Here is a 16,219-nt window from a genome sequence, read left to right as displayed (position 1 = left end):
AGTTAAGTTTTAAAATATTCTCTCTAAGATAATAAGACATTTACAGAGGATATAAACAACACGTATCTTTTAACACAAGATTGCTATATTTTAACTTTTCATTTATACGAAAAGCTTATTCACATTTTAATTTCTATTCTTCTTTTCTTTTCGTTTCCTTTTTCATCTAATATTGTGATCATATGTATTCCAGGTTTTGGAGATACTGGCATTTCATGAAACTGTTTTGTAGTTCCTACAAATTGGTCATCGATATACCAAAACACACGAGTTTCAGGATTTGTATGTGCTATTTTAAGGATGATTTCATTGGTTTTACCATCAAATCCTTTGGGTAAATAAACACTGCTATTTGCTTTTGGAAAGATAAAATCCATCGATTCTTGCGATTCCTTATTACAATCTGATCGATAGGGTGGTAAAGATCTGTAATTGGTATTATTTGTTTTAAAAAAATACTCCTGCAATGGGGGCAATACAAACCACGGTTCGTGAATAATATTGGCTACAGGTTCACAAGAAGAATTAACACGATATTGTCTTGTAGCATCGAGATGAATTAATTGATGATACGGACAAGGGTTTGTTTTTACAGCAGAAACAGGTACATACATCTGTTTTATTGGGCAATTATTTCCTGCCAAAAAACCACTTTGAGCGCAAATGTTGACTTCTACAAGATCATCATAAGGAACAGGAAACCATTTTGAATTTGGCAATAAGTTAAATACATCAAATAGCACTGGTGCTGCCGAATTAAGCCCTGTAAGTTCTGAGCGCCCTTCTCCATCTGCATTTCCTATCCAAACCCCTACTACATATTTCTGACTTGCTCCTATAGTCCAAGCATCTCTGTTTCCATAACTGGTTCCAGTTTTCCATGCAATTTCTCTAGAAGAATCATAAAACTCCCAAGCTTCGTCACCTTCTGGCCTATTTACTTTTTTCATTGCCTCAAAAGTTAACCATATACTTCCTGCTCCAAATACTGGTTTTTGCTTTACCTTTTTACCAAAACTCACTTTCTGTCCAGCAACCATGATAGGGTTTACAAATTCTTGGGTATAATACTCACTAGAAGTACTCTGATAGTGATTTAATGTTCCTGCAAAACCTGCATATGTTTTACACAAATCCCAAAGACTACCTTCTGCTCCACCCACAATTAATGATAATCCATAATGATCAGCTCCATATTTTAAATCTTTAATTTGAAACGCATTCATTTCATCTCTAAAACGATGTAAACCATACTGCTGTAATAACCGAACAGCTGGAATGTTTAAGGATCGAGCCAGTGCTCTATTTGCAGGCACTGCCCCACTGTATCCTTCATCAAAATTTTTAGGGCTATAACCAGAAATTACAGTAGGAACATCAGAAACTAGTTGTTCTGGTAATAACTCTCCTTTATCCATCATTGCAGCATATAATAATGGTTTTAATGTACTTCCTGTACTTCGTGCTGCTTGTATAATATCTACATCTTTTTGATGAGTTTTGTCTGTTGGGGTATTTCCTACATAACTCATTACTTCTCTACTATCGATATCCAGTACCAAAACTGCCATGTTATGCACCTCATTTTGTCTCAAAATTTCATGATGCCTTTTGACTACTCTATTTACTTGTTTTTGTAGTATTGGGTTGATGGTTGTTTGTATCCTCTTACTACCATGATCTTTTGCTAATCGATCCAGCATATGAGGAGCTACTTGTGGTAAAGGAAATGGCTTTTCGGGTAGAGTCTCGCTTATTGACAATTCATAAGTAAGAGAATCAATTACTTTTTCTTGTAAGAGTGTTTGTAATAACCTATTTCTTTTTTGACGTAATCTAAGTTGATTCTTTCCAGGATAAATCAAAGATGGGGCATTGGGTAGCACTGCCAATGTTGCGCTTTCTGCCCAAGATAATTGATGTGTAGGTAATCCAAAGTACCGCCATGCAGCCATATCGATTCCTACTACATTTCCTCCAAACGGAGCATGAGAAGCATACAATTTTAGAATATCTGTTTTAGAAGTACCAAATTCTAAGCGTGTGGCAAGAATTAATTCTTTAAACTTTTCTATATAAGTTCTTTTTTTTCCTTTTCGCGCCAAACGAATGACCTGTTGGGTTATAGTACTTCCTCCTCTAACTATTTTTCCTGCTTTAATATTTTGGATAACAGCCTGACTCATTGCAACTGGATTAAAGCCAAAATGACGAAAAAACTGTTGGTCTTCAAAAGCGATAATACATTGCTTAAATTTTTCAGGAACACTGTCTGTCTCAGGAAAACGCCACTGCCCATCGATTGCTATTTTAGCTCCCAACAACTCTCCTTGTCTCGTTTCTATGACTGTAGCAGTAGGAGTTTCAAATAATGGGGTTGGCAAAGAAAAATAATACCAAACTAATAGTATGCTAAAAACTACAAAACGTTTTGGATGAGCTTGAATATAGTGTTTGATATTTTGAAACAATAGTGACTATGATTTATAAGACATTTTAATTTTTGATCCACAAACAATTTAGACTAAACTGCAATAGATTTACCTTCTATTATTTTATTACCTGAAGCATCGAAATAAAAATCAATCTGCCCCATATATACTCCACTTTTTCCACACTGATTGATTACTACTTTTTCTCCTACTAAATTATCTACAATAACAGGTTTAGGAAGCAAGGTATGCGTATGCCCTCCTATTATTAAATCAATATTTTTTGTGCTTTTTGCCAAATTAAGGTCTGAAACATTATTAGGGAAATTTTTGTAATCATATCCGATATGAGATAGACAAATAACAAGATCACATTGTTCCTCCTCTTTCAACACTTTACTCATTTCTTGAGCCATCTCTATAGGGTCTGAGTATTGAGTTTCTTTATACAAATTCTTACTCACTAACCCATCTAATTTAATTCCTAATCCAAAAACCCCAATTTTCACACCTTCTTTTATTAAAATTTTATAGGGCTTTACCAAACCTTCTAATACTGTATTTTTAAAATCATAATTAGCAGATACAAAATCAAAAGTAGCATTGGGTAACTGGCTCAATAATCCATCGATCCCATTATCAAAATCATGATTCCCTATTGTTGCTAAGTCATAATTAAGTTTTGACATAAGCTTAAATTCTATTTCCCCACCAAAGTAATTGAAATAGGGTGTTCCTTGAAAAATATCTCCTGCATCTAGTAATATAGTATTTGGGTTTTCTTGGCGTACTTGCTCTATAATAGAAGCTCTTCTTGCAAAACCTCCTAACCCTGGGTATTTATAATGGTTATTTGGCAACGGATCTATTTGACTATGCACATCATTGGTATGTAGTACCGTGATTTTTTTAGGCTTTGGTGTGATGCATGATGTTACACTCAACCCACCCAATCCAGCAAAAGCGGTTGCTGATGCTATTTGCTGTATAAATACTCTTCTATTCTGCATACTTGATTCTTTTATCCAGTTTTACTTGTAATGTGTCTACTGATTTAAAGTAATCAATCAGTGCATTTCTAAGTTTATAGTTTGTTTTATATAATTGAATAGGGTTTTTAAAAAAATCCATCCTGTCTCCTCCTTGTTGTAAATAATCTGTGGTAAGCACAAGATATGTTTTATTTTCTTGCAAGGGTTGATCATTGATCTTTACTTCTTTTACTTCTTTTGAAGCTTTTACAATACTTAGCCTCAAGTTTGCAATCGGGTGGGCTCTTTGTGCATATGCCAAGTATGCTGTCAATTCTTTTACTTTTTCATAGGACAACTCTGCAACTACTAACTCATTCTCAAAAGGCATCACTTGATAAGCAGTTCTGGCTGTTACTGGCCCTTTGAGTATAGGTGCTCGCATACCACCGTAATTTAACAAAACAAAATCTATTTCTTTAGTATACTTTTTTTCAAAAACAGGTTTTGTTTGTTTCAAAGAAATATCCGCCATCAGATTACCTAATGTACTTTCTAATGGTTTATCATTTTTGGTAAAATCAGCAATAGCAATACAAAGTGTAGCATCTAATGTTTTATTAAGATGAGCCCTAAAAGGTTTTATAAATGAATCTATAGCTTTGTCTTCTACTATTGTAGAATCTATCTTTTTTTGAATTGTTGAAATCTTACTTACAGAAATTGATTTTTGCTTACAGGAATAGCTACTTACTATAAGGAAAACACTTAATACAGATATAAAAAATTTACTATTCATTACTTTTTAACGTTTGAACAATGGTACTAAAAAAAACAATATATCTGTTTATGATTAGGTTAAAAAACCTACTAGAACAGGAATTCTTTTAAATCGTTTATTCAGTTCAAATTCTTTATTAATTACAGAACTGATATATAATGTTCTACTATTGGAAAAGGGTTATAAAAATGATGTAATAATTTTTTCCATTGCTGATATGCTTCAGAGGTTCTAAAACCAATTTCATGATCCTCTATGGTTTCCCATGTTACCAAAAGCAGGTATTTATTATCTTCTTCTTGACACTTCAACATATCGTGTTTAATATACCCTTTTGCAGCGCAAATGATTTCTTGAGCTTTTGCAAAAGCTTGTTCAAATGCTTCTGACTCTCCTGCTTTGATATACAATACTGCTTGTTCTAGGATCATTTCTTTATTTTCTTTATTTAAGTATCACAAGAAACATTATCCCAATCCTGATTCATATAATTAATAAGCCAGTTTAAAGCATAATGTCTTTCGTAAACTATTCCAGAGTGTACCTCTCTTATTTCTTCTCCTTTTATTCTAGCATCTACACATGCCCAATCCAATCTATAGTACAAATCATTGGCGTCTAATATTTCTTGCTTTGACCTTGATGTATTTATAGCGTTTATAAACAAATTAGGGTCCTGACCTTCACCTATTGGATATTTTTCTGGTGGAATTTTGTTTAAATCTGCCAAATGATCTGGAAACCCAAGATTATCTATAATCTCTAACACCCACATCAACACCCAAATACATTCACATTTCCATGTTTCATAACTCTTTGCATCATCAGTAGGATTCTTTAAAAAATCTAATTCTTTGGGTGTTGCTTTTTCTAATAGCGTATACTTATCAAGATACTCTAAAGCCTCTTCTCCACTTATATTACCAAAAGCCACCATATTGGTTACTGCCAGTAATGTAACTCTCTCGGCTATCTCTTTGGGGGAACGAATTGAGGTATCTTCCTCGGATTCAACAACTGGTAAATTTTTATTTACTTTAATATTACTAACTTCTATAATAGCTTCATTATCTACCTTCCTTTTTTTCTGATCTTCTGTAATTTCTGCTTGATTTCTATCAAAATATATCGAATTGATTTTCACCTCCAAATGATCAATTTCAGAATTTCCGTTTATATCTAATATGAGATTTAGGTCTTTATCTAAAAAATGCTGTACCTCTGATTTACTAATATTAGTTTTTGGTTGAGAGAATATCACTCCCTCATATGATTGACAGATATTTTGAGTCAATATCTTTAATTCATCATTTAAATCCCCCAATGATATTATAGCCAACTCACTATTTAATGTTTGTATTTTTTGAAGTAATAGTTCTTTTATTTTGGCATTAGCTTCTGGTAAAGAACTCACATACCCTAACATCCCAGATAAGTTTTGAGTCAATGGAGAATCTATCTCTAAGATTTGATAAGAAGGCTTCATTCTTTCTCTATAAGAGATTTGAAATTCTTTTTTAGGTTTAAAAAGTCCTTCTTTGATAGATATATGTAGTATTTTCCGCTCTTCTTCATCTGATACAGTTATTTTTCCTTTGGGAAATATTTTTTGTATTTCTGAGGTTATTGCATCAAAATATACTTCATGTGAGTATATAGTACAGTAATTTTCCATTTATTTACTCTTACAGATAGTAGAATTTTATTTGCTTAGAACAGCCTCTACTTTATCTAGTGTTATTTTATTTATTTTTTTGGAATACTCTCCATAAACTATTCTTTTTTGCATATCAACATCCAAAAAACCTGTTTCGCAAGCAAAAAAATCATAATCATTTACTTTTCCATTATCTGAGTCATACGAAATTCTATTTGGAGCAATCAAATAGTGTTTCCCTATTTTAAAATAAGCAATATACGGTCGACATAACATCCCATCATCCCCCCAAATTTGAATGATTTTACGAGTATCTTTTCCTTTATATTTCTTAACAACTTCTACTTTTATAGCTAGTGGCATTTTTACTATTTCTCCTCCTTCTTCATATTCTAAAAATTGTGAGTACTCTATAACTTTTACCAAGGACACAAATCCTCCTCCTGAAACAGTGGTGCTAAACGAGCAATCTCCATTACACTGACAATCACATGCAATAGGCTGAAAAGAATATAATATCAGTACTAATAAACTAGAAATCTTAAACAATGTTTTTTTTTACAACAATTACTATTTCTTGTTTTAATAAGCCAGATCACTTTTTTGACGTAATTTTATTTTGAATAATTCTTAAACTATATAAATGTAAAATAATCTAATGTAAGTACATAAGCATTTATGTTATCATATATACAAAGCAGTCAATTATTTCTTGATGTGATGACAACTTATACACTACTATTAAGGTTCACTCTTTATACAACACATTTTCCTAAACATTTATTATCAAAATTTCAGTTTTTTTCAGAAACCTCAATCGTTATTATGACCTATTCTATTTCTCTTTTTTGATAAAAACGAGACAGGTAAATCCATAAAACAATAATTAGAAAATTATTGTTTTTGAAATCATTGATATTTCATCATAAATTTAGGTGAATACCTAAATCTATAACAAATACATCGTTTAGATATTCTTATTTAACTACCTCAACCCATTTTCCACTACTCCTTACCAAATAGCTATTATCATACATGGCTTCGCACTGGATCCCTGGTAGATAATACTTACCTAAATATGAAGCATTCAATAATACTGTCATTGTTTTACTTTGGTGAGGTTTCAGGTTATAATAAAAATTCACTCGGTCATCTCGTATATCTGTATGCGTTACATTATTAGCTCTAAATGACCCAAAATCAGTAAATCGGGTATTCACTATCTCCCACCCTGATGGAAAAATCTCGGTTAAAGCAATATTTTTGACCTTAGACCCTGTAGTATTGGTAATGGTAACTTCAGCCACAAAATCTGTACCTTGTGTTAACTGTACTGGATTGATAATTTTACCTTCTCTATTTTTATAATCTACAATTACTTTAAACTTATTTTGAATCACTTTCTCCTTACCTACAGGCAAAATACCACTGGTAGCTATTTGTACAAATATGGTGTTGTCTTTGTTATTCTGAAGCACTAATTTATTTTCTTTTAAAATAACTATATCTCCAGAGGTTGCTAATGTTTTTGATGTATTTGCAGTATTTGATTTCCCGTTCAACATATAGTTTACATGTACTCCTTTACCTCCAACATAACTTGCATATTTAGCCATCGCTAATAATGCATATGAAGTTGTTTGCGTGCTCATCCAATTTTTGGATGATAGTTCTTTTGCTAATTCTACCGCGACCCCTTGTGCTTTGGATTTTTGATCCAACGCAACCAATGTTTCTAGTGCCATTGCTCGATTACGACTGGTAGATCCATACGTGTGATGGTCGTTCTTTTTAGATTCAAAATCAATATTAACAGTATTCATTAATTGATTTGCTGCTGTTGATTGACCAACCAATGCGTACCCTGCAGCCAATCTTAACTTAGCATCATTAGACAATCCTGTTGTCTCGCGCAATCTATTCATGGATGATAAATCAGGGCTACCTGCAAGAGCTAGTGTGTATAATCGATATGCCTGAGCTAGATCATTACCTCCTTTTCTCCACCTTTTAGCTTGTTGCTGTTGATAATTAACCCAACTACTTTTGAAACCTATTGGCAACATATACCCTTGTTTATTTGCCTCTAGTAGGAAATGACCTGCATAGGTAGTTCCCCAATCATCAGAATTACTATATCCAGGCCAATATGACATACCACCATTGGACTGAACAAAGCGTTTAAGTCTATAGATCGCTGCTTCTATATTTTTCTGAATATGTTGTTTTTTTTCTGACGAAAGATTAAAAATATCTCCTAGATATAACTGCGGAAATGCAGCAGAGGTTGTCTGCTCCACACACCCATGTGGATATCGAATCAAATAGCTTAATCTACTTTCAAAATTCATAGCTGGTAAAGACGAGAACTCAATCGTTGCGCTATTACTTCCATTAATTCCAAAAGCTGCAAAATCCACTTCTTGTTTACTATTGGGTTCTAAAACAATTGTTTTTACCTCTGTTGTCATTGGATTAGGATTCACTATATCAATAGGAACTTTGTAAGACGCTTTTTCTCCACCTCCTTTTGCTATTACTTCAATATCGGTCATCGAAGCGCCCTCTAATACCTCGATCTCAAAATATGTCATTTTCTCATCTGGTTGAGGAAATGATAATTTTTGTTGTGTATCACCATGTACTACAAACCCTTTGTTAGGCTTGAGGGTAACTGCTACATTTCGAACTTTATTTTCCATAGCAAAGACAGTAACTGGAATTGTTACTTTTTCTCCTGGAGTGATTTTTCTAGGAATAGAAGTAAGTACCATAAGTGGTTTGCGTACAGGAGTTGTTTTATCTACACTACCATAAGCCCCATTTTCTGCATCAGAAGCTACAATCATGGTACGTACTGATCCTATATATTTTGGTATTTTTATTTTATGTGCACGGGTTTCACCTTTTTTTAGCTTAAAAGGGCCTTTATACACCACCATTGGTTTGAATCTGTTTGCTTTTTTAGATTTACTACCTCCTGCTTCAGCATCTCCTCCAATACTAAATATTTGGTTTATACTTCCCCCATAGGCTCCTATTACATCATCATATACATCCCAGCTTTTTACACCTAATGCTTCACGAGCATAGAAGCTATTCCAAGGATTTGGTGTTTTGAATCTGGTAAGATCAAGTAATCCATCATCAACAATTGCTATTGAATAGGTCATCGGTTTACCATTGCTCTCTTCTACCTTTACTGTAATTGTTTCTTCTGGCCGTAATACGTCTGGCATTTTCAATTTTGGCTGTATTCTGGTATTTGGATCTTCTACTGTAATCGGAACAACACCATATAGCCGTATTGGCAAATCATTTGCTGTTCCTGCATGTGGCTGTAGCAATGTGATATTAATATAGACATTGGGCGTGTATAACTTATCTATTGGTAATTCAAATTTTGTTTCTCCTTTTTGTGATAGTACCCATTGAGCGTCTAATACTTCTGTACCATTTTCTACAGTCACTAAGGCTCTCCCTCCTTCACTTGATGGAAATGTGATCACAGCTTTTTCTCCTACATTATATGTCTTTTTATCGGTAGAAAACAATAACATTGTCGCAGCAGAGGGGTCATTTTTACGTGATTTTCCTGCCCATCCTGGCCAATCTATATACATTATTTTACCTGTAGCATGCCCTCCATTTGGATCTACTACTCTTACCAGATATCTTCCCCATTCTGGATATTTTAATTCAAAATTAAAAGTTGCTTTTCCTTTATTGTTGGTTGTTACTTTGGTCTTGAATACTTCACTATGATATGAGCCTCTATTATAGGATGACAAATTATCTTCTGATGTATCCCACCACCATCTCCAATCTACTTTATAAATATATACTTCGAGATCATTAACTGACTTTGGTTTTCCGCTTTCATCTACAGCTACAACTTCAAAATTATGCTTTGTATCGGTCAATAGCATTCCTCTAGCTTTATCTCCTTTGGGTACACTAACACCTACATAGGTTTCATAAGGAGAAAAATCTTTTGTTATCACATCTGTACTAAAATCTCCTCCGTTTTCGTATACTTTGGTAATAAAAGATGCTTTTAACATCCCTGCGGCTTTAGTATCAATTTCAGGGTTAAGATTAAAACTTGCTTTTCCTTCCCCAGAGATTTTTCCGTTGAATACTTCCTGTTCTTCTGCTTTAAAACTTCTTGTAGGATCATCAAAAATATAACCAGGAAAAGTTTTGAAACTGGTTTTCCCAGGCCTAAAACGAACATTGATATCTGTTTGAAGGTTCTTTGCTACTGCACCGTGTAGCCATAATACTTCAAGATCACCTTGTATGTTTTTATTTGCTCTCAGAACCTCATTATCAAAAGTAGTTTTTATTTTAAGGCGATTGGGCTTTATGGTTTCAATTTTAAGTGTTTTGGTAAAACTAGCGCCTCCTACATTTACTTTGGCTTGCCAATTTCCTGTAGGTGCTTCTTCAGAAGTTTTTACTATAAACTTGTAAAAATTATTGACTACATCTGTTTTTGTTTCTTGGTAAGTCACTTTTCCATAAGGGTCTCTCAACTCAAATTTTACAGGATGCCCTTTGGGTAGCTTATTTGCATTATCATTAAGCATAAAGGATAAAAACAGTGTATCACCAGGACGCCATACACCACGTTCTCCATAAATAAATCCTTTGATCCCTTTTTGTAATCGCACTCCTGAAACATCAAATTTACTTACTGATAAAGCATTACCATCATTTAGCTTTATATATGACTGTTGTTTCCCAGATTCTGCAATTGCAAAATATACAGGGCGATCTGCATCAAATCCTGTTATTCCTTCTGCATCTGTTGTACCAACCCCCATCTCTTGCTGTTGATAATTATAAAAAGTCACTTTTGCGTTTGGGACTGGACTTGTCGTAACGATATCATTGACTGTAACGGTATACGCATGGTTCAGGCCTTTTTTTACAATAACTCCCAAATTAGATGCTAGTATATTTGCTCCTATTTTTTTTTCTCTATAATAAGAATTCGCACAAGGGTTTTCTCTTTCGCTCCAGTCATAATCATAATAATCGTCATAATACTGTGAGCTATCCCAAAAACTAGCTTCTTCTTCATCATCATAGTTTTCTGTCAATTCCTGAATTGGAGTATCGCCCCCTACAGATTCTCCTTGACATTTATAAAGGGAATACGATTTACGATAATTCAGTTCTACCCTATAGATTGCCCCTAGATCTGGTGTAATTAATTCTTTAAGATCAATAGCAAAAGCATTCCATTTCCCTAAATTAAGTGAAGGGTTTTCTTGAAGGTTAATCAGTTTTTTTGCAATTGGTCTTGCTACACTTCTTAAGTTATTTGATCCATTAAGTTCATTATTTTGTAAAAACTGAAGAACATTGTTCTCAAATACTTTTACAACCTGAACCTCTACTGCACGCAGATTAATAGCTTCAAAATTAAACTTAAGGTTATCTGAGGTTGGAAGAATTACCCCGCTTTGTAATAATCGAATCTCTGGATTAGGTTGCTGAAAAGAAATATTCTCTGTATAAGTGTTTTTCAGCTTATAATTATCGGTACTTTGTATTCCTTCATAAACAGTAACCTCTAAAGTTCCTTTAAGCTCTTTTTTAGGATATACTTTTAGCACATTTCCACTTACAGTATATTTTAAGTTTCTAGCACCAGAAATAGTGACCAAGCCATTAAAGTTCTGATTTTTCTTTATTGGGTCAGAAAAATTAATCTCGACATATTGTTTATCAACATTAGAGACAGAAACACTTATTACAGAAAAGTTACTTTTACCTGGGATAAATAATTTATGTGCTCCTTCTGTATCGATATCAAATGATTTCCCAGACCATTTAATTTCTACTTCAGAGTCTACTTTATAACGTTGTATGCTATCTATTCTAAAACTAAACTGACGACTTTTATTAATAGATTCCCCAAATTTTACTTGTATGTTTTTACCTTTTTGTGTGGCAGTAATTAGTTGTTTGGCTACTTCAAATTTCATTTGATCACTTGTGGTAAGTGTACCATCAATATATTGCCAATCTTTATTATAGGATTGAAGGTTATCTGTCAATACAGAAAATTGCTGTTTCAACGTTTTAACTGAAAAGACAAACTCTTCATCCAAATCATCATTAAAATCTTTGATTAGCTCTTCTAAATCAAGTGTAAAAGTATATGATGTATCTTCATCAAATCCTTCTTCTGGATAAAAAGAGATAGTTCTGTTATTTACTGCAATTACCTTACCTTTTACTTTTGGCGATACCGTAAGTAGATCTTTTGGTAATTCCTGATTATCATCCCATCCTTCTATAGGTGTTTGTAGGACAACATACACATTGTCTAAAACTGAAATCACTCCTGAAGACACATCAGAAATATAATCTTGATATTCATTTAATTCTGAAGCATTGGCTTCTGCTATGGATCGTGCATCTTTTTTTTTACAAGAGAATACCAGTCCTATAAGAACCAGTAAATAGAGGATTCGTGAAGATTTCATATAATTGGATGTTTAGTAAAAATAAAGGTAGTATATTTTCGATTATATTGTATACTACCACTATTCACATTTTATTAGAAGTTTGCATTACAGTACAAATTTGCGCTCTAGTGTTGAAAGAGTTGAGTTTTCTTCTTTCATTATTTTTTCTGCGATTTCATTTCTTCCACTAGCTCCATTATCAGTAATATATTTTATCTCTGCAGGAGTTATCAATTTTACATTTATTAACATTACTGGCTCTATACTCAATGTTACTTTGCTAGGAACAACGTTACTTTGCAACCCCATAAGCACTCCTACTCTTCCTTCTTCATTAACAAATTGTTCTGGTACCTTTTTGGCATATAATTCTGTAGAGAGGTACGTATATTTTTGAAACATGTTAATTAGGTTTCCATTATCTGCAGCTAATAGACTTGCTTGATACAATACATCAAATTGCCATGAATTTTTTACAGTGTCTAGATCTTCTAATTTCTCAGATTCAAGATACAGTTCAAAACCTAATCCATTATACCCTTGATTCTCTTTATTAGTATCATAATCACTGTAGGGGTCGCTTAACCCATCTGTTGCTATTATGGTGGAGTTTGAAGTATCTATTTTTACAAATGCTTGTCGCAATGAGGGCCAAGTGGGACCTCCTATAAAACTAGGGTTTATCATATGAGACAATACGTCTGTTTCTAGGCTTCCTATTTCTTTCCAAAAAGAATTTCGTTTCTCACACGAAATCTCAAAATGTTTTTCGTAATTCATATCTTACTTGTATCTATTTTAGTTTCCCTTTCTTTTTTACAGAAATTAATTCATAACCAATAGTTTTTCTTATTACAATGTTTTTTTTGTCACTATGCATCTTGGTATACATTTGTTATGAATAACAGCAATTTTCAATTGAGAATTGGCATAAAATCTGTTTGGATAAAAGTAACCAGTTTTTTTGTGTCATTACCCCCTGAAAATAGTGATTTTTTCATTGTAACTACAATTCATTTTCCATAAAAAAACCCTCATAAAGAGGGTTCTGCTATTTTTTGTAAAATAGAATTTTACTTTTTATAAATACCTATATTAAGTTCGTCTTTGGCATTCATAGAAGCACGATACATTCCTGCTGTATTAAACTCCATAGTAACATTTCCTTGATTATCAATTGCTACAATTCCTCCAGTACCCCCTAGAGCAGTTAGTTTTTTCTGAATCACTTCATGCGCAGCCTGCTGTAAAGACACTCCTTTATACTCCATCAATGCTGAAATATCATGTGCTACCATTGCTCTTATAAAATATTCTCCCCATCCAGTACTAGATACTGCACAGGTTGCATTATTTGCATATGTACCTGCTCCTATTATTGGGGAATCTCCTATACGATTCCATTTTTTATTGGTCATTCCTCCTGTCGAAGTTCCTGCGGCAAGATTCCCATGTTTATCTAATGCTGCGCACCCTACAGTTCCAAACTTAGCATCTTTTATTATTGGATCATAAAAAGCGGTTGTTTTGTTTGCTTCTTTATTTTTTAATTTTTCTTTTACTCTTTCTAAAGATTTCATCCTATCCTCTGTAAAGAAATATGCAGGATCAACAATCTCTAAGTTTCTTTCTTTTGCAAACAATTCTGCTCCGCTACCAGATAACAATACATGTGGGGAGTTCAGCATCACTTCGCGAGCCAAATTAATTGGGTTTTTTACTGTTTTTACTCCCGCAACTGCTCCTGCATTCAAATTACTACCATCCATAATAGAGGCGTCTAACTCATTGGTTCTTTGATTAGTAAAAACCGCTCCTTTTCCTGCATTAAACAGCGGAGAATTTTCTAGCATATTTATTGTTTTCTCAACCGCTTCAAGACTAGTTCCTCCGTTTTTGAGAATGGCATGCCCCACTTTTACGGCTTCTTCTAGCTTAGCTTTGTATGCTGCTTCTTTTTCTGGAGTCATATTCTTTTTCAAAATAGTTCCTGCTCCTCCATGAATCACAATCCCAAAGTTATCCTCTGGTTTACTAATTTCTTCTTTTACTACTTCACTTACAACTTCTACTTTTTTTTCTGGTTGTTTATTACATGCAATAAACAAAACAACACTAAAAAGGATGATTACTTTTTTCATACTGATGATAATTTGTGTTTACAATATTCTGCCAAAGCGATTCTTCCTAAAAAGAACCTAAACGTTAAAAGTAGGGCATTTCCTCCATTATCTTCTATAGATATTGATTTATTTAACTCAAAATCACAAGGTTGATGTTTACCTCCTTCTACTGCAATATTATCGGCATATAATGAACCTTTATTATTGGATTTGAGAATGGGTTTTATACGTCCTTTTATCCCTGGTATTTCACCAGATTTATTAAGAATTACTGACCCTACTCCTTTTCCTTTTTCAATAGTAATCTTTATATCTTCTTTTGGGTTGATATCTTTAAGTACTACTGCTGGGTATTCTGGGTGTGCAATAAGTACTGTATACGCCTTTCTTGTTCGTATAATAAAATGCACTTGTCCTTTTTCTCCTGAAAAACCTTCTAAATACGTTGAATTATTAGCTACCAAAACAATTTGTGCATTTTTTATCAACTCATTTTTTTCATTGACCACTTTTATTGTAAAAATAAAAGGTTTAGGACTAATCAAGGTAGTAATCTTTGACCATCGATTTTTTAAAAAGGACTGGTCTTTGCTTAACTTTTTTTCGATCAATGCAGCAAATTCATCAGGAGTTCTGTTTTTGAGATTAATATAACCTACCGTTTTCAAGATTCCTGGAATCTCTGTGTCATCAAACCTTGCGGGTAAGATATATTCTCTACTCTCCTGAAATGCCCTTGCTTGCATTGAAGCTCGCTCGTGATTTGTCCATAATTTCTGATTATAAAACCCAGAAATAAACATCACTGTATAACGTGCTCTATTCTGATATATCTCTGATAAATACTCATATAGGTTTTTACCCCATAAGTTTGTCTCTTCAAACAAATCATAAAATACCCTGATTCCTCTTATTTTCAGACTGTTTGCAACTTCTTCTACATACGCCCTATTTTCTCCGGCAAAAGAAAGGGCGACATCGTACTCATAATTCTTGTTTTTCATCACTGACATCTTTTTTCTTTTTTTAACCTATAAACTGACTAATTCTTACTAAAAATCTTCTATTACAAAATTACTTTCTTTATTCGGAATATTTCCTGTAAAAATTGGAAATATTCCAACAAAACTTTTACTTTTAAACCGTACTTTTCTTTGTTTACAGCACTTTTGAAAGGTAAATAGTTTGACAAAAGACTATGTTAGCCAACTGGTTTACAAAAACGGAAGTAATTTTATTTGAAAGAAATGAAAATATTAAGAATCAAATTTGATTAGGCCTTTGTTGGAAATATATCTGTAAATTCGTCTTCAATAATTCTTTAATTTATTAAATCATTTTGTATAATTTTCTCTATACACTTTTAGAAGTTTAGGATTATCATGCCTCTATATTAGAAGAAATGTTTTATAATTTGAGACGATCACTAGCTTCGATTAAACAAATATCAAATGCTAACAATGTATCTCTTACTGCTGTAAGAAGCTTAGCTTCTCCTATGTTTTCAAAATGATGAATAGTACCTCCGTATGATGGTCCGCTTGCCCCTGAAAAAGCTTCAAAATCTATTTGATTTACCTGATCTCGAATCGAATAACTTAATCTACCATCTCCTATTATACCATTTTGATTTTAAAAATTCTCAAAAAAGAGATTAGTGTATAATTGATATCCAGTAATTGATATCCAGTAATTGATTTTATAAGTTCTGGATTTAGTTGCCGTACCATTAGTGTAACTTTCTTTTGTAATTCTTCAATTGAAGGAAAA

At 33.1% G+C, this 16,219-nt stretch carries 10 protein-coding genes; all 10 read right to left on the bottom strand.

The window, feature by feature from the left end; genetic code table 11:
* Window positions 1-119: 119 nt before the first annotated feature.
* The 10 genes from pbpC to CVD18_RS13150 all read right to left on the bottom strand — a co-directional run bounded on the left by pbpC (window position 120) and on the right by CVD18_RS13150 (window position 15,453).
* On the bottom strand, window positions 120-2,471 hold the full coding sequence (pbpC, locus tag CVD18_RS13195; protein ID WP_199185083.1) for a penicillin-binding protein 1C: 2,352 nt from the start codon (window positions 2,469-2,471) through the stop codon (window positions 120-122).
* A gap of 53 nt (window positions 2,472-2,524) precedes the next feature.
* Window positions 2,525-3,442, bottom strand: coding sequence for a bifunctional UDP-sugar hydrolase/5'-nucleotidase (locus CVD18_RS13190; protein ID WP_103865911.1), 918 nt, complete (start codon window positions 3,440-3,442; stop codon window positions 2,525-2,527).
* On the bottom strand, window positions 3,432-4,202 hold the full coding sequence (locus CVD18_RS13185; RefSeq protein ID WP_103865910.1) for a 5'-nucleotidase C-terminal domain-containing protein: 771 nt from the start codon (window positions 4,200-4,202) through the stop codon (window positions 3,432-3,434). The genes CVD18_RS13190 and CVD18_RS13185 overlap by 11 nt, the downstream gene beginning before the upstream one ends.
* Before the next feature lie 122 nt (window positions 4,203-4,324).
* Entirely contained in the window at window positions 4,325-4,615 is a 291-nt protein-coding gene (locus CVD18_RS13180; protein ID WP_103865909.1) for an antibiotic biosynthesis monooxygenase, read from the bottom strand.
* 17 nt (window positions 4,616-4,632) lie between these two features.
* The gene (locus tag CVD18_RS13175; RefSeq protein ID WP_199185082.1) at window positions 4,633-5,859 is read right to left on the bottom strand and encodes a DUF4272 domain-containing protein; all 1,227 of its coding nucleotides are present in this window, start codon (window positions 5,857-5,859) and stop codon (window positions 4,633-4,635) included.
* A 27-nt stretch (window positions 5,860-5,886) separates the two neighbouring features.
* Window positions 5,887-6,390 carry a hypothetical protein gene (locus tag CVD18_RS13170; RefSeq protein ID WP_103865908.1) on the bottom strand — a complete coding sequence of 168 codons (504 nt, stop codon included), beginning with the start codon at window positions 6,388-6,390 and terminating at the stop codon, window positions 5,887-5,889.
* Between the two features lie 428 nt (window positions 6,391-6,818).
* Window positions 6,819-12,344 (bottom strand): alpha-2-macroglobulin, encoded by a 5,526-nt coding sequence (locus CVD18_RS13165; RefSeq protein ID WP_103865907.1) that lies wholly within the window; start codon window positions 12,342-12,344, stop codon window positions 6,819-6,821.
* Window positions 12,345-12,431: 87 nt separating this feature from the next.
* On the bottom strand, window positions 12,432-13,106 hold the full coding sequence (locus CVD18_RS13160; RefSeq protein ID WP_103865906.1) for a hypothetical protein: 675 nt from the start codon (window positions 13,104-13,106) through the stop codon (window positions 12,432-12,434).
* Window positions 13,107-13,399: 293 nt separating this feature from the next.
* A complete protein-coding gene (locus tag CVD18_RS13155; RefSeq protein ID WP_103865905.1) occupies window positions 13,400-14,467 on the bottom strand; it encodes an isoaspartyl peptidase/L-asparaginase family protein in 1,068 nt (355 codons plus the stop codon).
* The gene (locus tag CVD18_RS13150; RefSeq protein WP_103865923.1) at window positions 14,464-15,453 is read right to left on the bottom strand and encodes a toll/interleukin-1 receptor domain-containing protein; all 990 of its coding nucleotides are present in this window, start codon (window positions 15,451-15,453) and stop codon (window positions 14,464-14,466) included. The genes CVD18_RS13155 and CVD18_RS13150 overlap by 4 nt, the downstream gene beginning before the upstream one ends.
* Window positions 15,454-16,219: the final 766 nt, after the last annotated feature.

The sequence above is a fragment of the Aquimarina sp. I32.4 genome (assembly GCF_002924285.1).
Taxonomy (GTDB): domain Bacteria; phylum Bacteroidota; class Bacteroidia; order Flavobacteriales; family Flavobacteriaceae; genus Aquimarina.
This window is presented reverse-complemented; position numbering and strand designations above follow the sequence as displayed.